21 protein-coding genes are annotated in these 25,390 nt (G+C 68.5%); 9 read left to right on the top strand and 12 right to left on the bottom strand.

Features of this window, described 5'->3' with window-relative positions; genetic code table 11:
• Positions 1-61: 61 nt before the first annotated feature.
• Complete coding sequence (locus BKN51_RS02080) at positions 62-2,695, bottom strand: valine--tRNA ligase (protein ID WP_101605990.1); 2,634 nt, start codon at positions 2,693-2,695, stop codon at positions 62-64.
• 106 nt (positions 2,696-2,801) lie between these two features.
• Here BKN51_RS02080 and BKN51_RS02075 point away from each other — a divergent pair, with 106 nt between their 5' ends.
• The 5 genes from BKN51_RS02075 (at position 2,802) to BKN51_RS02055 (ending at position 9,033) form a co-directional block, all read left to right on the top strand.
• Positions 2,802-3,788 (top strand): hypothetical protein, encoded by a 987-nt coding sequence (locus tag BKN51_RS02075; protein WP_233224126.1) that lies wholly within the window; start codon positions 2,802-2,804, stop codon positions 3,786-3,788.
• A 28-nt stretch (positions 3,789-3,816) separates the two neighbouring features.
• On the top strand, positions 3,817-4,140 hold the full coding sequence (locus tag BKN51_RS02070) for a hypothetical protein (RefSeq protein WP_101605989.1): 324 nt from the start codon (positions 3,817-3,819) through the stop codon (positions 4,138-4,140).
• Between the two features lie 43 nt (positions 4,141-4,183).
• Positions 4,184-6,499, top strand: a complete 2,316-nt coding sequence (locus BKN51_RS02065; protein WP_101605988.1) for an FdhF/YdeP family oxidoreductase — start codon at positions 4,184-4,186, stop codon at positions 6,497-6,499.
• Positions 6,496-8,058, top strand: a complete 1,563-nt coding sequence (locus BKN51_RS02060; RefSeq protein ID WP_101605987.1) for an SMI1/KNR4 family protein — start codon at positions 6,496-6,498, stop codon at positions 8,056-8,058. The genes BKN51_RS02065 and BKN51_RS02060 overlap by 4 nt, the downstream gene beginning before the upstream one ends.
• 87 nt (positions 8,059-8,145) lie before the next feature.
• Positions 8,146-9,033 (top strand): hypothetical protein, encoded by an 888-nt coding sequence (locus tag BKN51_RS02055; RefSeq protein WP_101605986.1) that lies wholly within the window; start codon positions 8,146-8,148, stop codon positions 9,031-9,033.
• Between the two features lie 3 nt (positions 9,034-9,036).
• Here BKN51_RS02055 and BKN51_RS02050 read toward each other — a convergent pair whose 3' ends face one another.
• The 4 genes from BKN51_RS02050 to BKN51_RS02040 are packed head-to-tail and all read right to left on the bottom strand — an operon-like array spanning position 9,037 to position 12,750.
• Entirely contained in the window at positions 9,037-10,443 is a 1,407-nt protein-coding gene (locus BKN51_RS02050) for an LCP family protein (protein WP_101605985.1), read from the bottom strand.
• A gap of 48 nt (positions 10,444-10,491) precedes the next feature.
• Positions 10,492-11,250, bottom strand: a complete 759-nt coding sequence (locus BKN51_RS02045; protein ID WP_101605984.1) for an SDR family NAD(P)-dependent oxidoreductase — start codon at positions 11,248-11,250, stop codon at positions 10,492-10,494.
• Positions 11,251-11,263: 13 nt separating this feature from the next.
• A complete protein-coding gene (locus tag BKN51_RS44625; protein WP_255355414.1) occupies positions 11,264-11,392 on the bottom strand; it encodes an MFS transporter small subunit in 129 nt (42 codons plus the stop codon).
• Positions 11,389-12,750: an L-lactate MFS transporter gene (locus BKN51_RS02040; protein ID WP_101605983.1), complete on the bottom strand. Its 1,362-nt coding sequence runs from the start codon at positions 12,748-12,750 to the stop codon at positions 11,389-11,391. Before BKN51_RS02040 ends, BKN51_RS44625 begins: the two co-directional genes overlap by 4 nt.
• Positions 12,751-12,851: 101 nt before the next feature.
• Here BKN51_RS02040 and fdhD point away from each other — a divergent pair, with 101 nt between their 5' ends.
• A complete protein-coding gene (fdhD, locus tag BKN51_RS02035) occupies positions 12,852-13,682 on the top strand; it encodes a formate dehydrogenase accessory sulfurtransferase FdhD (RefSeq protein ID WP_101605982.1) in 831 nt (276 codons plus the stop codon).
• Between the two features lies 1 nt (position 13,683).
• Here fdhD and BKN51_RS02030 read toward each other — a convergent pair whose 3' ends face one another.
• Positions 13,684-15,123: a carotenoid oxygenase family protein gene (locus BKN51_RS02030; protein ID WP_101605981.1), complete on the bottom strand. Its 1,440-nt coding sequence runs from the start codon at positions 15,121-15,123 to the stop codon at positions 13,684-13,686.
• A 75-nt stretch (positions 15,124-15,198) separates the two neighbouring features.
• Between BKN51_RS02030 and BKN51_RS02025 the strand changes: the two genes are divergently transcribed.
• Positions 15,199-15,897, top strand: a complete 699-nt coding sequence (locus BKN51_RS02025) for a TetR/AcrR family transcriptional regulator (protein ID WP_101605980.1) — start codon at positions 15,199-15,201, stop codon at positions 15,895-15,897.
• Between the two features lie 126 nt (positions 15,898-16,023).
• A complete protein-coding gene (locus tag BKN51_RS02020; RefSeq protein WP_101605979.1) occupies positions 16,024-16,962 on the top strand; it encodes an alpha/beta hydrolase in 939 nt (312 codons plus the stop codon).
• Between the two features lie 6 nt (positions 16,963-16,968).
• Here BKN51_RS02020 and BKN51_RS02015 read toward each other — a convergent pair whose 3' ends face one another.
• From BKN51_RS02015 to tig, 6 genes are all read right to left on the bottom strand, one after another.
• Complete coding sequence (locus BKN51_RS02015) at positions 16,969-17,889, bottom strand: sensor histidine kinase (protein WP_257791127.1); 921 nt, start codon at positions 17,887-17,889, stop codon at positions 16,969-16,971.
• A gap of 76 nt (positions 17,890-17,965) precedes the next feature.
• Positions 17,966-18,346, bottom strand: a complete 381-nt coding sequence (locus tag BKN51_RS02010) for a hypothetical protein (protein WP_101605977.1) — start codon at positions 18,344-18,346, stop codon at positions 17,966-17,968.
• 104 nt (positions 18,347-18,450) lie between these two features.
• The gene (clpX, locus tag BKN51_RS02005; RefSeq protein ID WP_101605976.1) at positions 18,451-19,746 is read right to left on the bottom strand and encodes an ATP-dependent Clp protease ATP-binding subunit ClpX; all 1,296 of its coding nucleotides are present in this window, start codon (positions 19,744-19,746) and stop codon (positions 18,451-18,453) included.
• Between the two features lie 230 nt (positions 19,747-19,976).
• Positions 19,977-20,648, bottom strand: a complete 672-nt coding sequence (locus tag BKN51_RS02000; RefSeq protein WP_101605975.1) for an ATP-dependent Clp protease proteolytic subunit — start codon at positions 20,646-20,648, stop codon at positions 19,977-19,979.
• Between the two features lie 27 nt (positions 20,649-20,675).
• Entirely contained in the window at positions 20,676-21,278 is a 603-nt protein-coding gene (locus BKN51_RS01995) for a ClpP family protease (protein WP_076166113.1), read from the bottom strand.
• Positions 21,279-21,462: 184 nt separating this feature from the next.
• Positions 21,463-22,833, bottom strand: coding sequence for a trigger factor (gene tig, locus BKN51_RS01990; RefSeq protein ID WP_101605974.1), 1,371 nt, complete (start codon positions 22,831-22,833; stop codon positions 21,463-21,465).
• 466 nt (positions 22,834-23,299) lie between these two features.
• Here tig and BKN51_RS01985 point away from each other — a divergent pair, with 466 nt between their 5' ends.
• Entirely contained in the window at positions 23,300-25,312 is a 2,013-nt protein-coding gene (locus BKN51_RS01985) for a fatty acid desaturase (RefSeq protein WP_101613006.1), read from the top strand.
• Positions 25,313-25,390 lie beyond the last annotated feature (78 nt).

The raw sequence follows: 25,390 nt of genomic DNA, 5'->3' as shown, positions 1-25,390 counted from the left end.
GATGCTATGAAGGGGACTTTCATTGCAAAATTCGCAATGAAAGTCCCCTTCATAGCATTGGTCAGGAGGCGGGAAGCGTCGCCAACCGGGCGTTGATGCGCTCGATGTCGGCCACCGCGGTCTCCTTGCGGGCCCGGATCTTGCCGATCACCGGCTCCGGCGCCTTGTCGATGAAGGCCTGGTTGCCGAGTTTGGCCTCGGCCTGCGCCAGTTCCTTCTCCGCCACACCGAGGTCCTTCTGCAGGCGCTTGCGCTCCGCGGCGACGTCGATCGTGCCGGACAGGTCCAGTTCGACGGTGACGACACCGGCCGACAGCCCGACTTCCAGCGACGCGCTCGGCGCGAAGCCGTCCTCGGGCGCGGTGAGCCGGACGAGCGAGCGGATCGGCTCGTCGTGCCCGGTGATCTCGGCGAAGCCGTCGCCGGACAGCCGCGCGGCCACCTTCTGGCTGGGCTTGAGGCCCTGGTCCGCGCGGAACCGGCGGACCTCGGTGACCAGCTTCTGCACGTCGGCGATCCGCTTGTCCGCCACGGCGTCGGCGTACGAGGCGTCGGCCGCCGGCCACGGGGCGATCACCAGCGACTCGCGGCCGGTCAGCGCCGTCCACAGCTTCTCGGTGATGAACGGGATGAACGGGTGCAGCAGCTTCAGCACCGTGTCGAACACGTGCCCGAGCACCGCGCGCGTCGCCGTCACGCGGGCCTCGTCGCCTTGGAAGACCTGGACCTTCGACAGCTCCAGGTACCAGTCGCACAGCTCGGTCCAGGTGAACTGGTAGAGCGTGTCGGTGGCCTTGGCGAACTGGTAGTCCGCCAGGTAGCCGGTGACCTCGTCGACGACGTTGCCGAGCCTGCCGAGGATCCAGCGGTCGGCCTCGGTGAGTTCGGCGGCGGGCGGCAGCAGGGCGTTCGCGTCCGCGCCGTTCATCATGGCGAACTTGGTGGCGTTCCAGAGCTTCGTGGTGAAGTTCCGGGAGCCCGCGACCCATTCCTCGCCGATCGGCACGTCGGTGCCCGGGTTGGCGCCCCGGGTGAGGGTGAAGCGCAGCGCGTCGGTGCCGTAGCGGTCCATCCACTCGATGGGGTCGACGCCGTTGCCCGCCGTCTTCGACATCTTCTTGCCGTACTGGTCACGGACCATGCCGTGCAGCGCGATGGTCTTGAACGGCGCCTCGCCGGTGGCATAGAGGCCGAACATCATCATCCGCACGACCCAGAAGAACAGGATGTCGTAGCCGGTGACCAGCACCGACGTCGGATAGAACTTGTTCAGGTCCGGGGTCTTCTCCGGCCAGCCGAGGGTGGAGAACGGCCACAGGCCCGAGGAGAACCAGGTGTCGAGGACGTCCGGGTCCTGGGTCCAGCCCTCGCCCGTGGGCGGCTCCTCGTCCGGTCCGACGCAGACGACCTCGTCGTTCGGGCCGTACCAGACCGGGATGCGGTGGCCCCACCACAGCTGGCGCGAGATGCACCAGTCGTGCAGGTTGTCGACCCAGTCGAAGTAGCGCTTCTCCAGCTCCGGCGGGTGGACGTTCACGCGCCCGTCGCGCACCGCGTCACCGGCGGCCTTTGCGAGCGGGCCGACCTTGACGAACCACTGCAGCGAAAGCCGCGGCTCGATCGGCTCCTTCGACCGCTCGGAGTGCCCGACGCTGTGCAGGTACGGGCGCTTCTCCGCGACGATGCGGCCCTGCTCGCGCAGCTTCTCCCGCACCGCGACGCGGGCCTCGAAGCGGTCCATACCGTCGAACTCGGTGCCGGTGCCGTCGATCCGGCCCTGCTCGTCCATGATCGTGATCATCGGCAGGTCGTGACGCTGGCCGATCTCGAAGTCGTTCGGGTCGTGCGCGGGGGTCACCTTGACCGCGCCGGTGCCGAACTCCGGGTCGACGTGCTTGTCCGCGACGATCGGGATCCGGCGCCCGGTCAGCGGCAGCTCGACCTCGGTGCCGATGAGATGCGTGTAGCGCTCGTCGTCCGGGTGGACCGCGACGGCGGTGTCGCCGAGCATCGTCTCCATCCGGGTGGTGGCCACGACGATCGCGTCGTCCCCGTCGCCGTAGCGCATGGAGACGAGTTCGCCCTCGACCTCCTCGTGCTTCACCTCGGCGTCGGACAGCACCGACCGCAGCTCCGGCGACCAGTTGACCAGCCGCTCGGCGCGGTAGATCAGGCCGTCGTCGAAGAGCTTCTTGAAGATCGTGTTGACGGCCTTGGACAGGCCGTCGTCCATGGTGAACCGCTCGCGGGTCCAGTCGACGCCCTCGCCGAGGCGCTTCATCTGGGCGAGGATCTTGCCGCCGTGCTCGTTCTTCCACTGCCAGACGCGGTCGACGAAGGCCTCGCGGCCGAGCTCGCGGCGGCTGGTGCCCTCGGCGCGGAGCTGCTTCTCGACCAGCGCGTGGACCGCGATGCTCGCGTGGTCCATGCCCGGCAGGTACAGCGTCTCGTCGCCGAGCATGCGGTGGTAACGGGTGCTGGCGTCGATCAGGGTGTGCTCGAAGGCGTGCCCGATGTGCAGCGAACCGGTCACGTTCGGCGGCGGGATGACTACCGTGAACGGCGGCTTGTCCGACGTGGGGTCGGCCGTGAAGTACCCGGCGTCTACCCAGCGCTGGTAGAGCGAGGCTTCTTCGTCGGCCGGGTTCCAGGCACCCGGTAGGTCGGTCTGCTGCGGCTGGGCGTTCTCGGTCACATTGTCAAGTCTACGAACCCCCTCCAGTGAGTTCGTCACCGGCCGTAACGCTCGCCGTCCCCTGCCGATGAGGATTTGTCACAACGCACTGGGGAGAGGCATTTTCGTGGAAGATCGGCGCCTGGAGACACATCCGGACCTGATGGATCCGGAATGGCGCAAGCAGGCCGAACGCGAAGCCCGGATCGGCGCGAAGAAGGACCGCAAACGGATACCGAAACCGAGGTCGCGCCGACGTTTCCGGATGTCCCGCCGGGGTCGCGTCCTGACGCTGTTCCTCGTCGTGACCGTGGTCGTGCTCGGGGCCGGGGCGGTCGTCATGCAGCAACTGCGGGGACGCGACGCCGGATCCGGACAACCTCCGAGAGCGGCTCCGGTGGCGATCGGCGTCGACCTCGCCCGGCCTTACGAGCGCACCCCCGCCGCGAACTGGCGCGAAGGGATCGCCGGGATCACCATGCCGCGGGGGGAGCCGGTCGGCGACTTCACCGCGCAGGAGGTCGAGGCGGGATTCCGGACGGTGACGCAGGCCATCGCGGCCGCACGGCTCGGCACCCCGGTGCTGCGGGCCGGCGACGGTTCGGAGCTGCTCGCGCTGCTGACCCCGAACGAACGCGCCCGGCTCGAACCGACGCTCACCGGCCCGGTCACCATCGAGAAAGGCAATTTCCTGACCCTCATCGGGCCGAAAGGCCTGCTGCCGGTGACCCCGCGGATGACCGGCTTCCTCACGGTGAAGGCAGGCAGAACGGGCGAGTTGATCATCCACGCGAGTTATACGACCGCCTACGCCTTCGACGCGCTCCCGAGCGAGGCCAGGACCCCGGCGGACATCGTCCCGTTCGTCCGCGACGAGCAGGACTACGTGATCCGCAAAGCGCCGCCGTTCGACAAGGCCGACGCCGGGCTCGATTTCGGGGACGGCGCGGCCTACCGGACACGCATGGCCTGTGACGCGGCCAAGGCCGGGATCCTCGCGCCCCAGTACGCTGACAAGGACAGACCCGTCGCCGTCGGCATGCCCGTAGCCGTCGACGAAGTCGCCACCTACGACCCGACGAAACCTCTGCCGTCGCTGGAGACCTGCAAGTAGCAGCCGAACACTGGGGAAAAGGACCGAGATGGACGAAGAGGACCGGCGGATCGAGACCCATCCGGACCTGGCCGACCCGAACTGGCAGAAGCACGCCGAACTGGACGCCTGGCTGGGTGCGAAGAAGGAACTCAAGAAGAAGCGCCGCAAGCAGCGCAAGGCGGCGGCCTCCGGTGGCGGTTACCGCGAGCCGGGTTCGAACCGGTGGCCGGGCATCGCCGCGATCATCGGCCTGGTCGTGCTGGTGGTGGCCGCGGTGACGGTGAACGCCGTGCAGGAGCGCGGCGTCAACGAGACGCCGTGGTTCCCGCTGGACGAGTCGCAGGTCACCCGGATCGTCACCGACGCCTGACCCCTCGGTCGCGCGCCGGGGCGGCAAGGCGCACGATGGTGGCATGACCCGCGAAGCACCCGCGAACGACGTTGACGAGACACAGCTCGAAGTCGGGAAACCGAAGAGCTGGGCGGCCGGGATCCCCGGGGTCGCCGTCTCCCTGGTGCGTGGCATGGAGCAGATGGGCGCCGCGCGCACGGTCAAGACGCTGCGCCTGCTGAACCAGCGCGACGGCTTCGACTGTCCCGGCTGCGCCTGGCCCGAGCCGCGCGAGGTCGACGGCGAGCACCGCAAGCTCGCGGAGTTCTGCGAGAACGGCGCGAAGGCCGTCGCCGAGGAGGCGACCAAACGCCGGGTCGGACGCGAGTTCTTCGCCGAGCACTCCATCCAGGAACTGTCGGGGAAGACCGACTACTGGCTCGGCCAGCAGGGCCGGATCACCGAGCCGTTCGTGCTCCGCGAAGGCGCTTCGCACTACGAACCGATCTCCTGGGCCGACGCCTTCACCCTGGTCGCGGACGAGCTCCGTGCGCTCGGGGACCCCAACGAGGCGATCTTCTACACCTCCGGGCGCACCAGCAACGAGGCCGCGTTCCTCTACCAGCTGCTCGTGCGGTCCTACGGCACCAACAATCTCCCGGACTGCTCCAACATGTGCCACGAGTCGTCCGGCGCCGCGCTCGCGGCCACGACCGGGATCGGCAAGGGCTCGGTCACGCTCGCCGACATCCACAAGGCGGACCTGATCGTGGTGGTCGGCCAGAACCCGGGCACCAACCACCCGCGCATGCTGTCCGCGCTGGAAGAGGCCAAGGGCAACGGCGCGAAGATCATGGCGGTCAACCCGCTGCCCGAAGCCGGTCTGATGCGGTTCAAGAACCCGCAGAACGTCCGGGGCGTGGTCGGCAAGGGAACCCCGCTGGCCGACGAGTTCGCGCAGATCCGGCTCGGCGGCGACCTCGCGCTGTTCCAGGCGATCGGGCACCTCCTGCTGCAGTGGGAGCAGGAGACCCCCGGCACGATCGTCGATCGCGCGTTCGTCGAGTCGTCCACCGAGGGGTTCGAGGACTACGCGAAGCATCTGCGGGAGATCGACTGGGCCGAGGTCGACACCGCGACCGGGCTGCCGCGTGAGCAGATCGAGCGGCTGGCGCGGATGATCGCGACGTCGGAGCGGACCATCTACTGCTGGGCGATGGGCCTGACCCAGCACAAGCACGCGGTGCAGACGATCTCCGAGGTCGCGAACCTGGCGCTTATGCGCGGCATGATCGGTGAACCCGGCGCGGGCCTGTGCCCGGTGCGCGGGCACTCCAACGTCCAGGGCGACCGGACGATGGGCATCTGGGAGAAGATGCCGGAGTCCTTCATGGACGGTCTCGACGCCGAGTTCGGCATCAAGGTGCCGCGCGACCACGGCTACGACACTGTCGCCGCGATCCGCGCGATGCGGGACGGGAAGGGCAAGGTCTTCTTCGCCGTCGGCGGCAACTTCGCTTCCGCCACCCCGGACACCGAGCTGACCGAGAAGGCGCTCAAGTCCTGCTCCCTGACCGCGCACGTGTCGACGAAGCTCAACCGCTCGCACGTCGTCCCCGGCAAGACCGCGCTGATCCTGCCCACCCTCGGCCGCACCGAACGCGACACCCAGGCCGCCGGCGAGCAGTTCGTCACCGTCGAGGACTCGATGTCGCAGGTGCACACCTCACGCGGCAGGCTGGCCCCGGCCAGCGAGCACCTGCTTTCCGAGGTCGCGATCGTCTGCCATCTCGCGGAAGCGCTGTTCGGCGCCGGGCATCCCGTGCCGTGGCGGGACTTCCACACCGACTACGACCTCGTCCGCGACCGGATCGCGCGCGTCGTGCCCGGCTGCCACGACTACAACGCCCGTGTCCGCGAGCCCGACGGGTTCGTGCTCCCGAACGCGCCGCGCGATTCCCGGCAGTTCAACGGGACAGCCAACGGCAAGGCGAACTTCACCGTCTCCGGACTCGAGTACCCGCAGGTGCCCGAAGGCAGGCTGCTGCTGCAGACGATGCGCAGCCACGACCAGTACAACACCACGATCTACGGCCTTTCCGACCGTTACCGCGGCATCGAGGACGCCCGGCGCGTGGTGCTGGTGAACCCCGACGACCTGGTCTCGCTCGGGCTGGCCGACGGCGCGATGGTCGACCTGGTCTCGGAATGGCGGGACGGTGACCGCCGGGCGCCGCGGTTCCGGGTGGTCTCCTATCCGACGGCCCGGGGCTGCGCGGCGGCGTACTTCCCCGAGGCGAACGCGTTGGTGCCGCTGGATTCCGTGGCGGACAAGTCGAACACCCCGGTGTCGAAGGCGGTCGTGGTGAGGTTGGAGCCGCTAGATTCCCCCTCATGAACCCTGGGGACATCGCCGGTGAAATGGCGCGCTTACTGCACGACAGCACGAAAACGACCTTCACGAGCGCCGTGCTGCGGATCCACAACACCGGCGGCGGGTTCTCGCTGCAGGCGGAGACGGACACCGGCCGGTACCTGAGTCCCGACATGACGGCTCTGTCGGAGCTGTTCCGGCCGCTGCCCCCGTCGATCTACGAGGTCCGGCTGAGCCACACCGGGGAGTACACCTTCCTCGCGACGCCCGACGTCGGCACCATGTCCCCGGCGTGGCTCGTGTTCGACGACGGCTTCCGCTATCCGGGGCATCCGCTGCCGGGCCTGCCGCTGCCCGTGCGATCCCGGCCGACCGGGGCGCCGACCGATCCGGCCGTGCTCGCCCGGATCACCGCTCTCGCCACGGAATTCGCCGGGCTGTACGAAAAGATCAAGGGCCACGCGCCGGACTGGGAGCCCGGCCGCACCGAGGCCGAACTCGCCGAGGCCGAAGCGCGGATCGGCGCGCGGCTGCCCGAAGACCTTCGCGCACTGTTCCGGGTGACGGGCTGGGACAACGAATCAGGGCTGCTGGGCCGGTACGCCCACGATCCGCTCCCCCTGCTCGTCGAGCGCTACCTCGACGGCGTTCCCGGTTCCTACGGCTGGGAAGACCCGGTCACCGAAGAGGGCGTGGTCTTCGAGACTCAGCCCGCCGGCCGGGTGAAACGCTTGTCCCGCAACGATTGGTGGATCACCTTCGGCAGCGATCACGCCGGTGACTTCCTCGCCGTCGACCTCGACCCGGCGGAAGACGGGGAGAGCGGCCAGATCCTCGAGTACGGGCGGAACGTCTGGGGCCCCATCCGGTACGTCGCGGCCTCGATCACCGGGATGATGGAAGAAGTCGTCCGCGCGCTGAAGGCGGGCGAGTACGACAACGACGAACCCGATTCGCCGTATCTCATCGCCGAAGCCGCCTTCCACGACGAGTCCGCCCGCGGCCACGACCAGGTGCTGACCGAGACGACGGACCTCGGCGGGGTCGCCGATCCGGAACTCGTCCAGGAGCTGTACCTCAACGACCCGGGCTCGGTGGACCTCGCGATCCTGAACCCGTTGTCGTCGTTGCGTCATCTGCGGGTCAACCGCGCCGATTCCGTCGTCGCGGACCTCTCCGGGTTCCCGGCGCTCGAAGCGGCGAGCATCGAGACCGCGAAGGTGGATCTCACCGGGATCGCCGGGCACCCCGCCCTGTGGGGTCTTTCGCTCGCCGGGGTGAAGCATCCGATCGACTTCGGCCCGCTGCTGGGGCTGCCGGGGCTGATCAGGCTGGGGCTGGCCGGTCTCGACGTGCCCGAGCTGGAACGCGTCGGCGAACTGGCCTCGCTGCGGGTGCTCACCCTGGACGACGGACAGGTCCGGCGGCTGCTGGACGCCGGTGTCACGCTGCCTTCGCTGGCCGCGATCGAGATCACCGGCGGGGCCTCGCTCGCGGAGATCGTGCGATTGCGCCGAAGGCTGCGTCCGGACGGCCCCGCGCCGGAGGTCATCGAGGCTTCGGGCACGCTGGCCGCACCATAGGCTGCCCGCTTGGCGGTGCCGGACGAGGCCGATCCGCGCCCACCGTGGAGGGGAAACCCGTTCACGTGCTCGCGGAAAGGCCTTGCCATGTCACGAAGATCGATCCTGCGCGGCTTCGCCGCCCTGGTCTCGCTCGTGCTCGTCGCCGTACTCCCCGGAGCGGCCACCGCCGCTCCGGCCGCACCGCCGCCACTCCCGTTCGTCTCCCAGCTCGATCTGTCCTGCTACCGGACCGAGGGCTACAAACCACCGCCGATCACGGTCACCACGAGGCATCTCAACCCGGTGCTCGCGGGCCTGCCGACGGAAACGACCCGGCTGGGAGAACGACAGCAACTCTGTGTGCCGGTCGCGAAGAACGGGGTCGTCCCGCCGCGCGGGATCCTCGACTACGTCCGCTGGGTGGACCTGTCCTGCTATCGGATCGAAGGCGGCGCGGCGAACTTCCCGCTGACGCTGAGCCACCTGAACCCGGTCGTGCAGAAATTGGGGATCCAGGACGCCCACGTGACGATGCTGTCGCCGGAGCAGTTGTGCGTCCCGGTCGCGAAGAACGGGGTGCTGCCGCCGCCGGAGATCCTGTCGTTCGTCCGGCACATCGATCTCAAGTGCTACGCCCTGCGCGTCCTCGGCATCCCCGGCCAGGCCTTCCCGCTGACGCTGGGGCACCTCAACCCGGTGCTGGCCGACCGGCCGAAGGTGGACGTCAAGGTCGGCAACACGCGGCAGTTGTGCGTCCCGGTCGCCAAACGCGGTGACGAGATCCCTCCGGTGGTGCTCAACACCGTCCAGTGGCTCGATCTGGCGAAGAGCGATGTCACGACCAGCCCGAGTGTCGTCGGCCCGCTCACGCTGAAGCTGACTCATCTGAACCCGGTCCTGGCGAGTCTTCCCTCGGAGCAGGTCACCATCACCGAGCCGGCCCAGCTGGGTCTTCCGGTCGCCAAGAACGGCAAGATCCCGCCACGGGAATAGCCGTCAGTTGATGCAGCCGGTGTCGTCGGAGGTGATGGGCTGGTCGGTCCGGACCCCGGCCGCCCCACCGCCCGCGGACACGCCGGGTCCCTTGTAGACCTGTCCGAGCACGACCTGCACATGGCCCGCCGCGACGGAATCGGCCTTCTGGGTTTCCAGTCCGCCGAGCAGTTTCGCGATCTCCGTGGCGGGCCCGGACGCGTCGCTGAACCGGACGACGGAGGTCCGCCGTCCGGTCTCGGCCGTCGCCTCGCCCTTGCCGAATCCCTTTTCCGCCAAGAGATCCGCGACGCGGGCGGCAAGGCCGTCCTTGCCGCTCGCGTTGACGACGTCGACCTTGGGGCCGGCGGGTGCCTGCGGTGTCGTGGGCTGGGCGCCGATCAACGAGGCGGCGAAGGCGCGCACCTGCTCGGGATCGACCTGGACAGCGGTCGCGGTCGGCTGCCTCGGGTTGTAGCGATAGTCGGGGTTGACCACCGGGATCGTGTCGAAGGCGATGCCGCCGCCGGAGACGCCCCGCATCTGCCGGACGAAGTCGAGCAGATCCCACGAGCCGTCGAGCACGACCGAACGTTTCACCGCGTCGATCAGTTCGGAAAGGCGAGCCGGGTTGGCGAGCGTCCCGGCGGAGAGCACCTGCTTCGCCAGCCCGGCGAGGAACACCTGCTGACGGCGGACGCGGTCGAGGTCGCTGCGGGGCAGGTCCTCGCGCTGGCGGACGAAGGCCAGCGCGTCGGCGCCCTGGATCGTCTGCTTGCCCGCCTTGAAGTCCGCCCCGGACTTGACGTCCTTGGTGTCGCGCTTCAAGCACACCTCGACCCCGCCGACGGCCTTGCTGATGTCGTAGAAGCTCTGCAGGTTGACCTCGGCGAAGTGATCGATCTTGACGCCGGTGAGGTCCTCGACCGCCTTCAGGGTCGCCTTCCGCGCGGCCGTGATCGCCACCTTGTCGATCTCGGCCTTGTCGGTCTTGCCCGCCTCGCGCTGTGCACTCGCCGAAGCGAACTTGGCGTGCCCGAAGATCCCGTTGATCTTGGTCTTGTCCTTCGTCCCCGGCTCCGAGACCCAGGAGTCGCGCGGGATCGAGAAGGCCTTCACCGCTTTTTGGCCGTTGGGGATGCGGAGCACGATGAGGGTGTCGGTCAGGTCGTCGCCGTTGGCGCCCACGCGCAGCTCACGCAGCATCTCCTGGGACAGCGGGTTGCCGTGCTCGTCGGTCCGCGAATCGCGCCCGACCAGCAGGATGTCCAGTGACCCGTCGGCGGGCTGCTCCCCCGGGTCCGTCGCCCCCTCGATCACGTCTTCACGGGTCACACCGTCCAGCGACTTCATGGTCGAGTACCCGTACGCGGTCCCGCTGAACACCGCCACCGCGAGAACGGCGACCAGGACCTTCCCCAGCTTGTGCACGTTCCTTGGACGCGCGAGGAGCCCATATTGCTGCAGAGGTGATCCACTTCACATCCGCAGATGCGACGCGCCGTTCAGGTCGAGGATCGCGCCGGACGCCCAGGCGGCTTCGGCGGAAGCGAGGTAGAGCACCGCCGCCGCGACCTCCTCCGGCGTGCCGACCCGGCCGAACGGGCTCTGCTCGCGGAGGGCCTCGCCGCTCGCGCCTTCGAGCTTGACCGCGACCCGGTCCGTGGCGGTGAAGCCGGGTGCGACCGAGGTCACCGCGATCCCGTGCGGAGCGAGCGCGACGGCGAGCGACTGCCCGAGCGAGTGCAGCGCGGCCTTGCTCGCGCCGTACGCCGGGAACTCGGGCTCGCCCTTGAAGGCGCCCCGCGAGCCGATGTTGACCACCCGGCCGGGTGCGCCGCGCTCGATCATGTGCCGCGCCACGCAGTAGGTCACGTTCGCCGTGCCGAGCACGTTGACGTCGACCATCCGCCGCCAGACCCGCTGCCAGTCCGCATAGGACACTTCGGCGACCGGATGGGCCGCCGAGGGCGACGGCGCGTACGCGGCGTTGTTGACCAGGACGTCGACCCCGCCGACCAGGTCCTCGGCTTCGTCCGCGATCCGTTGCGCCACTTCGGGATCGGAGAGGTCACCCCGGACCAGCCCGTGGCCGGAACCCGGGAGCCCGCCGAACGTCCGCTCTGCGTCCTCCTGGTTCGAAGCGTAGTGAACGGCGACACGGTCGCCCTTTTCCGCGAAGGCGCGGGCGATCGCACGGCCGATGCCGCGCGATGCCCCGGTTACCAGAACTCCCACGTGCCGACCTTACTCAGCCGCCGAAGAGCTGGACCACCTTCCGGAACAGTTCGTAGACGCCGTAGGCGAACGGGAGCGCGACCCACAGCCACGCGAAGACCATCAACCCGGTGCGTCGGCGCTCGGGAGCCTGTTCGGTCATCGGGCCTCACTCCTCGCGGGCTCGCCGGACGGCGCCGGCTCGTGGAACTTCGGGTCGACCGGCCGCACCAGCTCGTTGGCGACGAAACCGACGGCCAGCAGGCCGATCATGATGAACAGCGACGTCGTGTAGAGGTCGGGGCCGACCTTGCCCGCCGACTTCTGGCTGTCGGAGATGGCGTTGACGATCAGCGGCCCGAGCACACCCGCCATCGACCACGCGGTCAGCAGCCTGCCGTGGATCGCCCCCACCTGGTAGGTGCCGAAGAGGTCCTTCAGGTACGCCGGGATCGTCGCGAAGCCGCCGCCGTAGAAGGACAGGATCAGCATGGCGCACAGGACGAACACGAGTTTCGAGGCGTTGGTGGTCAAGGCGATCACCAGGTACAGCAGGGCGCCCGCGCCGAGGTAGAGGCGGTAGATGTTCTTGCGCCCCACCAGGTCCGAAGTGGACGACCAGACGAACCGGCCGAGCATGTTGGTCAACGACAGCAGCGCCACGAACCCGGCCGCGGCGGCCGTGCCGACCGGCGTCGAGGTCTCGCGGAAGAAGTCCGCGATCATCGGCGACGCCTTCTCGAGGATCCCGATGCCCGCGGTCACGTTGAAGCACAGGACCACCCAGAGGAGCCAGAACTGCGGCGTCTTGATGGCGTTGCGCGCCGACACGTTCGCGGTGGTGATCATCGCGTTGCCGTGGTCGGTCTTCGGCTCCCAGCCCTTCGGCTTCCAGCCGTCGGCCGGGACCCGGATCAGCAGGATGCCGAGGGTCATGAAGACCGCGTAGACCAGGCCGTGCACGAGGAACGCCGTCGCGACCGTCCCGATCGTCCACGGCGACGCGCCGAGCATCTGCGAAGACCACGGGGAGGCGATCAGCGCGCCTCCACCGAAGCCCATGATCGCGATCCCGGTAGCCATCCCCGGCCGGTCCGGGAACCATTTGATCAGCGTCGACACCGGCGAGATGTAGCCGATGCCGAGCCCGATGCCGCCGATCCCGCCCCAGCCGAGGACGACGAGCCAGTACTGCGACGTCGCCACGCCGAGCGCGGAGATCAGGAAGCCCGAACTGAAACAGACCATCGAGACGAACATTGCCCAGCGGGGTCCGTTGCGCTCGACCAGCGTCCCGCCGAACGCCGCCGACAGCCCGAGCATCACGATGCCGAGCTGGAACGGGAGCGCGCTCTGCGTGCCGGTCAGCCCGAGCGTCTTCTCCAGCGGGAGTTTGAAGACACTCCACGCGTACGCCTGCCCGATCGACAGGTGGACGGCCAGCGCGGCGGGAGGCACCAGCCAGCGGCTCCAGCCCGGCGGGGCGACAATGCGTGAACGGTCCAGGAAGCCGACAGCCATCCGGCGCCTCCGTACTCTGGGGATGTGCACTGGGAATGTATTACTTAATGCCCAGCGTTGCAGTACCCGAGTGTCGAACAACCGGTCAGAAGGGTGGACAAGTGGGCAGGGTGACGGTGCGCCGTCCGGTGCGGAAGATCTCCGCGACCAGGGACGTGCGGCGCCCTGACGCGCTCGCGGCCGAAGAACCGCTGGAGATCAGGGTCGGCGGCAAGGCGCTCGCGGTCACCATGCGGACCCCCGGCAACGACGTCGAACTCGCGCACGGCTTCCTGCTGTCCGAGGGCGTGCTCACCTCTCGCGAGGACATCGCGGTGGCCCGGTACTGCGACGGCGTCGACGACCAGGGCCGCAACACCTACAACGTGCTGGACATCGCGCTGGCCGAGGGCGTCGCTCCGCCGGAGACGGGCGTCGAGCGGAACTTCTACACCACGTCCTCGTGCGGCGTCTGCGGCAAGGCGGCGCTCGACGCGGTCAAACTGCGGAGCCGTTTCTCACCGGGGAAGTCCGGATTCGCGGTGAGCAAGGACGTGCTGGCCGAGCTCCCGGACACACTGCGGACGCACCAGAAGGTCTTCTCCAGCACCGGCGGGCTGCACGCGGCCGCCCTGTTCGACGCCGAAGGGAACCTCGCCGTCGTCCGGGAGGACATCGGCAGGCACAACGCCGTCGACAAGGTCCTCGGGTGGGCCCTGCAGGAGGGCCGGATCCCCGCGGCGGACACCGGTCTGCTGGTGTCCGGCCGCGCGTCGTTCGAGCTGGTCCAGAAGGCCGCCATGGCCGGGATCGGCCTGCTGGCGGCGGTTTCCGCGCCGTCGTCGCTGGCCGCGGAACTGGCCGAGGAGAACGGCATGACCCTCATCGGTTTCCTGCGCGGCGACAGCATGAACCTCTACACCGGGGAGCAGCGCGTGCTCGGGCTCGGCTGATTCAGGCACCCACCCAGTTGCCGTGGAAGCCGTTGGGCACCCGGTCCGGCAGGTGCACGGCGCCGACGGTCTCCAGCGTCCCCGCGTCCAGGATGGTCAGGTCGCTCTTCTGCGTCGCGGGATCGTAGACGAACCCCATCAGCACGCCCTCGTCCTCGCCCGCGTCCACAGAGGACGGGACGAACACGAACTCGCCCACCTGGCTGCCGGGGCCGAATTCCTTCGACTCGACCGTGCGCTTCCACAGGTCGTGCTTGAGCAGTGATCCCGCCGAAGCCGATCCATCCTTTGTGGACACCGAGTAGCCGTACCGGTGCGGCCGCCCGAGCAGCCGCTCGTCGACGCGCGGGAACTCCTGGCCCTGGTCGTCGAGGCGTTCCTCGACGACCTTGCCGACGGTCAGGTCGACGGTCCAGCGGTCCAGGGTCGGCGGCCCCTCGGCGGGGCCGAGGAGTTCGCTGTCGAACATCTTCGGATGCCGGACGACGTCCAGCACGATGTCCTCGCCGTCGTCGTAGGCGTTCATCGGGTGGAACACGTAGCACGGCTCGATCTCGAACCAGCGGACGTCGCCGTTGCCGCCCTCCCTCGGCATGACGCCGATCCGCGCCGGGTAGCCGGGGTTCCAGCGGTACGGCAGGCCCGCGTTGCCCGAGATCCGCGAACGCAGCCTCGCGCTGAGCGGATCCGGCACCTTCACCTTGCCCACCAGCGCGGACACCACCAGCTGGGCGGGCGTGCGCAGGAACGGCGGGACGGACGCGGCGACGGCCTGCTCGGCGTCGAACGTGACCGGGAGGTCGTAGAAGACGACGTACTTCTCGGTCAGGGAGAAGTCGTGCATCATCGGCGAACCGGTGACCTCGATGTCCACCTTGCGCCGCGCGTGGCCATGGGCGTCGATCACCGAGTACTGGACCTTGTTGCCCAAGCCGAAGAAGTACGACACGGCGTGCAGTTCGCCGGTCTCCGGATCGCGTTTCGGGTGGGCGGTGTAGCCGCCGGGCAGGGTGCCGTCGAAGTCGCAGGCGCCGACCGTGTCGAGCTCATCGGTCATCTCGAAGCTCGTGGCGCCGCCCTCGATCAGCGCGAGGGTCTTGCCCGCGTGGCCGATCACGTTGGTGTTCGCCCCCATCGAGGCGATCCCGAGGGCCGGGCCGCCCTCCCAGCGCTCGCCGAGTTCTCGCGACAGCCTCGGGTTGCGCACCCAGCGGTTGCGGTACCACTCGGCCTGGCCGTCCCGCAGCCGGACGCCGTGCACCATGCCGTCGCCCATGAACCAGTGATAGGTGGCCGGGTCCACTTCGGACAGCGGGTTCGGCCCGTTCCGCAGGTAGCGCCCGTCCAGGTACTCCGGGATGTGCCCGGTGACGCGCAGTTCGGTGATCGTGTGCTCACGGCTGACCGGGGCGAAGTTGCCCTGGAGGAACTTGTTACCCATCGCAGGCCCCCTGGATCGGTGACTATAACGCGGTTATGGATACATTTATAACAGGGTTATGGAATACTGGCAAGCATGTCCCCGAAGCCCGCCACCGCCGAGGTCAAGGCCAAGCTGATCGAGGCGGCGATCAGGCTGCTCTCCGACGGCGGCCCGGAAGCCCTCCAGGCCCGCAAGCTGGCCGCCGAGATCGGCGCGTCGACCATGGCCGTCTACACCCACTTCGGCGGGATGGGCGCACTGGTGGACGAGGTCGCGCGCGAGGGATTCCGGCGGCTGTCGGCGAATCTGGGCGAGATCGAGGACACCGGCGATCCGGCGGCCGACATGCTCACCCTCGCTCTGACGTACCGGCGGACCGTGGTCGACAACCCGCAGCTCTACGCGGTGACCTTCGGCCAGAGCCAGCCCAGCGGGCAGAAGGCGGCGCTGGGCGACATGACCAACGAGGAGACCCGCCAGAACCTCAGCGAAGAAGGCATCGAGGCCTTCGGCTTTCTCGTCCGCGGCGCGAAGCGGGTGATCGACGCGGGCCGGTTCCGCCCGGCCTCCGAGTTCGACGTCGCCGCCCAGCTCTGGAGCGCCGTGCACGGCTACATCACCCTGGAGGTCGCCGGCCACTTCGGCGACGGGGAGAACGGCGTGGACCAGATCCTGGTTCCCCTGGCGACGGCTCTCGGAGTGGGTCTCGGCGACACCTTGGAGGCCGCGACGCGGTCCGCGCGCATCTCGATCGAGTCATGGCGCGCGAAAGAGGGAAACATCGGCACCTGATCCGGCGATACCCCGGTCACAGGTCGGCGACACGTGCAACCTTCGGGCTTCGGCGCACGTCTGACCTGATAGATGATCATTGCCCGGTGAGAGACCGACCGGGAATGGGGACGGGAACGGGGACAGGTGAACGACGACCAGGGGCAGACGACGCTGCCGGGGGTGCATGGCGCCCGCCGTTGGCTGAGCCGTCGTTCCGTGCTGATCGCCGGCGCTTCCGGTCTCGGGGTCGCGGGGCTCGCCGCCGGAACGGCCACCGGAGCCCTGCCGTTCAGCGAAGCGCTCCAGCGGGCACTCGGCGTCGCGTCGCCGACCCCGGCCACCCAGCTGGGCAGCCCCCGCGTCGAACGCGTCTACTCCGAAGCCCGCGGCCGCGAGGTCGACCTCGTCCTGATGCTGCCGACCAAGGCACCGCCCAAGGGCCTGCCGATGTCGCTGATGCTGCACGGCCTCCACGGCACCGCGCGGCACGCGGCCCCCACCGGGCTCCTCAAGCAACTCGGCAGCGACGTCGCCCGCAAGGCGGTGCCCCCGTTCGGGTTCGTCGCGGTCGACGGCGGCGACCACTACTGGCACGAGAACCAGCCCGGCGACAACCCGATGGCGATGCTGCTCGAAGAAGTCCCCCGCTGGCTGGCCGCCCGCGGCCTCGGCGGCCGGGACGGGCTGCCGTTCGCGGCCACCGGGCTTTCGATGGGCGGCTTCGGCGCGCTGCTCTACACCCGGCGCCGCCTGGAACGCCGCCGCCCGCCGTCCGCGGTCGCGGCACTCGCGCCCGCGCTGATCACGTCGTGGCCGGAGATGAGCAAACGCCGCGCGTTCCGCGACGCCGCCGACTGGGGCTCGCTGGACCCGTTGCGCCACATCGACGTCACCAAGAGCGTGCCGACCGGGGTCTGGTGCGGAACCGAAGACCCGTTCATCGGCGGGGTGCGGAAGTTCATCTCCGAAGCGCGTCCCCTGGTCGCGCACACCGCGCGCGGCAAGCACGGCGACGCCTTCAACCGCACGGTCGTGCCGAGCCTGATCGCGTTCCTCGGCAAGCACGTCCCGAAGAACGTCTGACCGGGTTCACACGCGGAAGAAGATCCTGGTGACGGTCGCGCCCGGTCTCCGGTACTGCCGGACCAGGTCGGCGACCTGATTCACCAGCACCAGACCGCGTCCGCCGATCTGCCCCGGTGAGGCGGGACGGCGGCCCGCCAGCGGATCGCTCAGCGTGCCTTCGTCGATGACTTCGCAGAGCACATGGTCCTCGTCACGCCAGACACGGACGACGCCGTGGCCGGACCCGTGCAGCACGCTGTTGGCGGACAGTTCCGCCACGGCGAGCACGAGATCCTCCACCCGGTCCGGGACGAGCCCGCTCTCCTCCGCGCGCTCCTGCGCGAAATGGCGCACCGCGCCGAGCCTGGCGAGGTCGAAGCGGAACGCGTCGGCCGACAGGGGCTCGGGCAGCGGCAGGTTGTACTTCTCGACGACCGTGTCGGGGGCGTAGCCCGCGCTCGGACGATCGCCTTCGGCGCCGGAGAGGGTCGGATGGGTCCGCTCGGCGTCGGCGAGGACGTCGTCTTCGAGCCGGGTGCGGTCGTACGGGCACAGGATGCTGAGGTCCCGGTCGCCGAAGGCGAAGTTGATCAGCGCCTCGTGCTGCGCGCACGCCGGGTACTCGATGGCCGACCGCCCCGCCCAGATCGGCTCGCCGATGATCCGGACCGGCCCCTGCCGGTTGTCCGCGAACGCGAGGAGCACACCGGGGAGGATGCGGCCCGGATTGCGGCCCGCTTCGGTCATGTCGATCAGCTCGACTTCGGCGGCCGAATCGCCCAAGGCCTCTTCGATCAGGGTCAGATTCCGGCCCGGAACGGCCACCGCGACGGGTTCGTCGAGTTTCAGGCCTTCCAGGATGTACGGAATCGTACCGTTCAGGTACTCGGAGTCACCGGAGTAGAGCAGCCCCACATGTGAGAAGGGCCCTGCGGTGACTGTCACTGACTCGTCTTACCCCGTTGAAGTGATTCTGAAACCCTGCTAACGGAGGAAAATCCGAAATCGGCCTTCGGGCTGATCAGCCGAGCCAGCGTCCCGCCATCGAGATCAACCAGAATCCGGCGAGCGTCGCACCGGTGAACAATCCGGTCCAGACGACGAGCGCCTGGTCCGCCTCCGCACTCCGCGCCGCCTTGATCCGGATCAGCGCGTACGCCGAACCGGCGAACAGCGGCAGCGGGATCAGCGGCAGCGGCGACAGCCGGACGACACCAGCCACCAGGCAGGTCGCCACCAATACGCCCAGCGCGATCGTCAGCGCGCGCGGGATCCACGGGTGCCCGCGATAGGCCCCGAGGATGATGCGTTCGGTGAGTTCGACGAGTCCCCTGACCTCGCGTGGACTCGCGGCTGCCAGTTCGGGAGCCTCGTTCTCGTCCTTCGTGGGAGTCAGCGGCACTGTCGCATCCTATCTCGGTCAGGTCACCGGCCGGACGGGACCGGAGAAACCGATGCCCCGGCCGGAAGGATCCGGCCGGGGCATCGGTGACGAAAGATCTCCGCTCAGGCGGACTTCTCACCGCGTTCGCTGCTGCGACGGCGTGACGGCTGGCGCGCCACGATCGTCGGGTTCACGTTCTCGCGGACCGTCTGCTCGGTGATGACGACCTTCGCGACGTCGTCGCGACTGGGGATGTCGTACATGACCGGCTGCAGGACCTCTTCCATGATCGCGCGCAGGCCACGGGCGCCGGTGCCGCGGAGCACGGCCTGGTCGGCGATGGCCTCGAGCGCGGTCTGGGTGAACTCCAGCTCGACGTTGTCCATCTCGAAGAGCTTCTTGTACTGCTTCACCAGCGCGTTGCGCGGCGTGGTCAAGATGCTGACCAGCGACTCCTTGTCCAGGTGGGTCACCGTCGCCACGACCGGGAGCCGGCCGATGAACTCCGGGATCAACCCGAACTTGATCAGGTCCTCCGGCATGGTGTCGGAGAAGATGTCGCTCTCGTCGATCTCGGCCTTGGTGCGGATCTCCGCGCCGAAACCGAGGCCGCGCTTGCCGACCCGCTCGTTGATGATCTTCTCCAGCCCGGCGAACGCGCCGGCCACGATGAACAGCACGTTCGTCGTGTCGATCTGGATGAACTCCTGGTGCGGGTGCTTGCGCCCGCCCTGCGGCGGCACCGAAGCGGTGGTGCCCTCGAGGATCTTCAGCAGCGCCTGCTGCACACCCTCGCCGGACACGTCGCGGGTGATCGACGGGTTCTCCGACTTCCGGGCGATCTTGTCGACCTCGTCGATGTAGATGATGCCCGTCTCGGCCCGCTTGACGTCGTAATCCGCCGCCTGGATCAGCTTGAGCAGGATGTTCTCGACGTCCTCGCCCACGTAGCCGGCTTCGGTGAGCGCCGTGGCGTCCGCGATCGCGAACGGGACGTTCAGCATCTTCGCCAGCGTCTGGGCCAGGTAGGTCTTGCCGCAGCCCGTCGGGCCCAGCATCAGGATGTTGGACTTCGCCAGTTCGACGGTCTCGTCCTTGGAATCCTTCGGTCCGGCCTTGTCGTCGGACTGCACACGCTTGTAGTGGTTGTACACCGCCACGGCCAGCGAACGCTTCGCGTCGTCCTGGCCGATGATGTACTGCTCGAGGAACTCGTGGATCTCGGCGGGTTTGGGCAGCTCGTCGAGCTTGACCTCACCGGCCTCGGCCAGTTCTTCCTCGATGATCTCGTTGCAGAGATCGATGCACTCATCGCAGATGTAGACCCCGGGGCCGGCAATGAGCTTCTTCACCTGCTTTTGGCTCTTGCCGCAGAAAGAGCATTTCAGCAGGTCGCCGCCGTCACCGATCCGTGCCATGGCCGTTGACCTCGTCCCCTCCGGCGCAGTGTCTGCGCCTGCACTGTCGTGCCTGACTGTCGTACCCCGGTCACGGATGACCTCTCGGAGCCTCACACATTGCCACTGACGGTACCCGTCCGATGCCGCCGGCGGGAGAACCAACGTCACATCTGAGCACGCCAGAAGCTGACCTTAGACCAGGGATCCGGTGCGTGTCGTCTCCCGACACGCACCGGATCCCGGCACGATCAGCTGCTCGAAGCCTTGCGGTACTCGAGGACCTCGTCGACGATCCCGTACGCCTTGGCCTCGTCGGCCGTCAGGATCTTGTCGCGCTCGATGTCCTTCTTGACGTCGTCGGCGTCCTTGTTCGTGTGCTTCGCCAGGATGACCTCCATCTGACGACGCACCCGCTGGATCTCGTTGGCCTGGATCTCAAGGTCCGACACCTGGCCGTAGGTGCCCTCGGTGGCGGGCTGGTGGATCAGCACGCGCGAGTTCGGCAGCGTGAACCGCTTGCCGGGGGTACCGGCCGCCAGCAGCACCGCGGCGGCCGAAGCGGCCTGGCCGATGCACATGGTGACGATGTCGGGGCGGACGTACTGCATCGTGTCGTAGATCGCCATCAGCGCGGTGAACGAACCACCGGGCGAGTTGATCAGGATCATGATGTCGCGGTCCGGGTCCTCGTGCTCGAGGTGCAGCAGCTGGACCATCACGTCGTTGGCCGACGCGTCGTCGATCTGCACGCCGAGCATGATCTGACGCTCTTCGTAGAGCTTGTTGTACGGGTTCGACTCCTTGATGCCGTAGCTCGTGCGCTCGACATAGGAGGGCAGGACGTACCGCGACTGCGGCAGCTGGAGCCGCGACTGCATCCCCGGCGCCTGCGACCCGATCGGAAGCTGGAAGTTGCTCATTGAAATTCTCCTGTGTGCCGGAGCGGATCAGCTGTTGGGAAGCGGGTTCTCGCGAGTGAGGACCTGGTCCACGAAGCCGTAGTCCTTCGCCTCCTGCGCGGTGAACCAGCGGTCGCGGTCGCCGTCCTTGACGATCTGCTCGACCGTCTGGCCGGTCTGCTCGGCCGTGATCTTGGCCAGCTCCTGCTTCCACTTGCCGAACACCTCGGCCTGGATGGCGATGTCGGAGGCCGTGCCGCCGACACCCGCCGAGGGCTGGTGCATGAGGATGCGCGCGTGCTGCAGCGCGTACCGCTTGCCGGGCGTGCCGGAGGAGAGCAGGAACTGCCCCATCGACGCGGCCAGGCCCATCGCGTAGGTCGCGACGTCCGGGCGGATCAGCTGCATGGTGTCGTAGATCGCGAATCCCGCGGTGACCGAGCCACCGGGCGAGTTGATGTAGAAGCGGATGTCCGACTCGGAGTCGTCTGCGTCGAGCAGCAACAACTGGGCGGTGATCCGGTTCGCGACCTCGTCGTTGACCTCGGAGCCGAGGACGACGATGCGCTCCTGGAGCAACCGCTCGAAGACCGAGTCGGTGAGGTTGAGCCCTGCGGTACCGGTCCGCGCCTCGGGCGTGTGCTGCGTCACGTCTGCCTGCCTTTTCGCCGACGGCGGCCAGCCGTGCCTCGGCCGCCGCTGTATGTCCAGATGCTGTGTCCAGGTGCTGAGGATCTTGCAACCGACCCTAACGAACTTGGGCGGTGCAGAATGCCTGACACCGCCCAAGTTCGCTTACAGCTTTACGGTCCGTTTCGCCGGGACCGTGTATTCCCTACTCGGCCGCAGTCTTCGCGGTCTCCTCGGTGACCTGCGTCTCCTCGGCTGCGGGGCCGAAGAGCTCTTCGAGGTCGACAGCGGTGCCGGAGGCGTCGGTCACGGTGGTCTTGCGGACCACCGAGGCCAGCGCCTTGCCGCGGCGGACGTCGGCGTAGATCGCGGTCAGCTGACCGGACTGCTGCGCCCGCTGGACGTACTCGTCCGGGCTGACGCCGAAGCGCTGCGCCTGGTAGATGATCCGCTCGGTGAGCTCGCCGTCGTTGACCGACGTCTGCTCGGCGTCGGCGATGCTGTCCAGCAGCAGCTGCGTGCGGACCGCCTTCTCCGACTCCTCGCGGACCTCGGTGTCGAACTCTTCGACGGTCTTGCCCTCGGCCTCGAGCGCCTTGGCGAACTGCGCCTCGTCGTGGTCGAACGGGTGGATCGCGTCGTGCTTGCGGTTCTCGATCTCGGCCTCGAGGACCTTCTCCGGGATCGCGACCTCGGTGCGCTCGAGGAGTTCCTCGAGGACCTTGTCACGGGCCTGGACGCCCTGCTGCATCTTCTTGACGCGGCCGAGACGCTCGCGAAGGTCGCCCTTCAGCTCGTCGATCGTGTCGAACTCGCTCGCCATCTGGGCGAACTCGTCGTCCGCCTCGGGCAGCTCGCGCTGCTTGATGGTCTGCACGGTGACGGTGACGTCCGCGTCCTTGCCCGCGTGCTCGCCGGCGACCAGCTTCGTGGTGAAGGTCTTGGTCTCGCCCGCGTTCGCGCCGATGATCGCCTCGTCGATGCCGTCGACGAGCTGGCCGGAGCCGATCTCGTAGGACAGGCCGGTGGTCGAGGCCTCCTCGACCTCCTGACCGTCGACGGTGGCCGCGAGGTCGATCGAGACGAAGTCGCCGTTCTCGGCCGCGCGCTCGACGCCGGTCAGCGTGCCGAAGCGGGCGCGCAGCTCGTCGAGCTGCTCGTCGATCTCGGCGTCGGTCAGTTCGACGTCGTCGACGCTGACCGCGAAGCCTTCGAGGTCGGGCAGCGAGATCTCCGGGCGGATGTCGACTTCGGCGGTGAACTCCAGGACCTCACGGTCCTCGAGCTTGGTCACCTCGAACTCGGGCTGGCCCAGCGTGCGGACCTCGCCCGCGCGCACGGCCTCCATGTACTTGGCCGGAATGACCTCGTTGACGACCTCGTCGAGCACCGGGGCTCGCCCGATCCGGCTTTCCAGCACGCGAGCCGGCGCCTTGCCCGGGCGGAACCCGGGGATGCGCACCTGCTGGGCGATCTTGCGGTAGGCGCGGTCGAAGTTCGGCTTGAGCTCGTCGAACGGCACCTCGACATTGATCTTGACTCGCGTCGGGCTGAGCTGCTCGACGGTGCTCTTCAACGTATTCTCCTCGAGCGGTAAACGATGTGATTGAGCATCCGCATGCGGTCGACAGCGGATGTGCCCTGGCCAGCTTGCAGACCGGGCCGTCCGAGTCTAGGCCCCGCGGCTCACCGGTCCGGTCCCGGGGCCATCCCGGCCCCGTCGTGACCGCCCTCCCGGCCCGTTCACAGGTTTCGGGAGCCGTCCGGCGAACCGGGCGCGGACCACCCGATCGGAGCAGTTTTCGGTTCTTCTCTGTTACGAACCGGCCCATTCCTGGACACGGATGCGGGCCACGCTTCACCATCGGGCGCCGTGTCGAGGTGTTTCGGCAGGTAGTTGAAGTTTACAAACCAGGACCAGTTGTCTACGGTGTGACAGCTTCGTCCCGGTAGCCATCGACCGAGGGGACCGATCGATGACCGTCGCCGCCACCCGGTCCGGGGACACGGGGGAACTGGCCGAGAGAGCACTGAGACGCGGAGTGCCCAATCCGCGGATCCCGCTGCCGGTGGTCTCGGTGCCGACGGTGCTGTTGTTCACCGGCGGGATCATGGTCTGGGTGGGCGCCACCTGGCTGGTGGTCAACGAGGCCGCGCCGCTGTGGGTGACCATTCCCCTGCACGCGCTCGTCACCTTCACGATGTTCACCGTGCTGCACGAGTCGACGCATCACGCGGCCGGGCAGCTCACCTGGGTCAACGAACTGCTCGGCAGGCTCGCGATGCCGTTCGTGGCGGGCTACGGCTCCTTTCCCCTGGTGCGCTACATCCATCTGGAACACCACCGCAACACCAACGAGGACGCCTACACCGATCCGGACGCCTGGACCGCGCACGGCCCCTGGTGGCAGTTGCCGCTGCGGTGGCTGACGATCGACTTCTGGTACGCCCGGTTCTACGTGGCGAGGCAGCGCACCCGGCCGCCGTCGGAGCGGATCGAGGCCGTGGCCGTCGTCACCTTGTGCCTCGCCGCGTTCGCGTGGCTGGCCGTGACCGGCCACGGCTGGGAACTGCTGATGGTCTACCTGATCCCGCAGCGCTTCGGGCTCGCCGTCCTGGCCTGGTGGTTCGACTGGCTCCCCCATCACGACCTCGGCGAGCAGCGGAAGAACCGGTTCGGCGCCACCCGCGTCCGCGTCGGGCTCGAATGGCTGATGACGCCGATCATGCTGTGCCAGAACTACCACCTGGTGCACCATCTCCACCCGGCGATCCCGTTCTACCGGTACCTGCGCGCCTGGAAGGACAACCGCGACGCGTACCTCGCCAGGGACGTCCCGATCGCGACGGCGTGGGGCCGCGAACTGACGTCGACGGAGTACCGCGAATGGCGTCAGCTCACCGGTTCGTTCGACGAGGAACCGCCCGCTCCCCAGCCCCGGCAGCCGAGCCGGTTCCACTCGCTGCGGGTCGCCGAGGTCCGGCCGCTGTGCGAGGGCGCCGTCACCGTGACGTTCGACGTGCCGGAGCGACTGCGGGAGACCTTCCGGTTCACCCCCGGCCAGCACCTCGTCGTCCGCGCGGAGGTCGACGGCGAAGAGGTGCGGCGCGCCTACTCGATCTGCTCGACGCCGGACTCCGGAGAGCTGCGGATCGCGATCAAGCACCAGATCGGCGGCGCGTTCTCGACGTTCGCCACCACCGAACTGGAGGCGGGCGACGAACTGGAAGTCCTGCCCCCTGACGGTGAGTTCACGCTGACCCCGGAGCAGGGCCGCTCCGGCCGGTACGTCGCGCTCGCCGCGGGCAGCGGGATCACGCCGATCCTGTCGATCCTGACCGCGACCCTGCTGAACGAGCCGAACAGCAAGGCGACCCTGCTGTACGTCAACACCTCCGGCGCCACCACGATGTTCGCCGCCGAACTCGGCGTCCTCGCCGCCCGGCTGGGCGGACGGCTGCACGTCGTGCACTACCGCACCGACGAACGCGACCCGGATCTGCGCACGCAACGGATCGGGAAGCCGTTCGACACCGTCGGCGAGGCACTGGCGATCTCGCACGAGCGCTACCAGCGCGGCCGCCTCGACGGCACGCGCCTCCGCGCGCTGCTGCAGGCACGACTCCACCCGGCGAAGGTGGACGACTGGTTCTTGTGCGGCCCGCGCGAACTGGTCGACATGGCCCGCCGGACGCTGGCGGACAAGGACGTCCCCGAAGAGAACGTCCACTTCGAGCTTTTCCAGGGCGCGCTGCCGGTCCGCCCGTCGCAGCGGCCGGGCCCGGTGCTCACCGTGACGGCGGGCGGGAAGACCGCCGAAATCCCCGCGACGGTGGGCGAAACCGTGCTCAGCGCCGCGTTGCGGCACGGCGTCGACGCGCCGTACGCGTGCGTCGGCGGGGCTTGCGGAACGTGCCGGGCGACCGTGGTGCGCGGCAGCGCGCGAATGGACGTGCACTACGCGCTCGGGAACGAGGAGGTCGCGGCCGGGCGGATCCTGACCTGCCGGGCGGTGGCGACCTCACCCGAACTCGCGGTGGACTACGACTCCTGAACTCTCGGTTTCGGGTCAAGAGAGCGCTATGAAAGGCCCGTTACTTGCAAATTTTGCAAGTAACGGGCCTTTCATAGC

It is taken from the genome of Amycolatopsis sp. BJA-103, assembly GCF_002849735.1.
Lineage (GTDB): Bacteria > Actinomycetota > Actinomycetes > Mycobacteriales > Pseudonocardiaceae > Amycolatopsis.
This window is presented reverse-complemented; position numbering and strand designations above follow the sequence as displayed.

What these genes read in the sequence shown, in the direction of transcription:
- BKN51_RS02025 (WP_101605980.1), top strand. Translation starts at nt 15,199, where the DNA reads ATGTCCCCGAAGCCCGCCACCGCCGAGGTCAAGGCCAAGCTGATCGAG.
- BKN51_RS44625 (WP_255355414.1), bottom strand. Translation starts at nt 11,392, where the DNA reads ATGACCGAACAGGCTCCCGAGCGCCGACGCACCGGGTTGATGGTCTTC.
- BKN51_RS02060 (WP_101605987.1), top strand. Translation starts at nt 6,496, where the DNA reads ATGAACCCTGGGGACATCGCCGGTGAAATGGCGCGCTTACTGCACGAC.
- BKN51_RS02065 (WP_101605988.1), top strand. Translation starts at nt 4,184, where the DNA reads ATGACCCGCGAAGCACCCGCGAACGACGTTGACGAGACACAGCTCGAA.
- BKN51_RS02070 (WP_101605989.1), top strand. Translation starts at nt 3,817, where the DNA reads ATGGACGAAGAGGACCGGCGGATCGAGACCCATCCGGACCTGGCCGAC.
- BKN51_RS02030 (WP_101605981.1), bottom strand. Translation starts at nt 15,123, where the DNA reads ATGGGTAACAAGTTCCTCCAGGGCAACTTCGCCCCGGTCAGCCGTGAG.
- BKN51_RS02000 (WP_101605975.1), bottom strand. Translation starts at nt 20,648, where the DNA reads ATGAGCAACTTCCAGCTTCCGATCGGGTCGCAGGCGCCGGGGATGCAG.
- BKN51_RS02040 (WP_101605983.1), bottom strand. Translation starts at nt 12,750, where the DNA reads ATGGCTGTCGGCTTCCTGGACCGTTCACGCATTGTCGCCCCGCCGGGC.
- BKN51_RS02055 (WP_101605986.1), top strand. Translation starts at nt 8,146, where the DNA reads ATGTCACGAAGATCGATCCTGCGCGGCTTCGCCGCCCTGGTCTCGCTC.
- clpX (WP_101605976.1), bottom strand. Translation starts at nt 19,746, where the DNA reads ATGGCACGGATCGGTGACGGCGGCGACCTGCTGAAATGCTCTTTCTGC.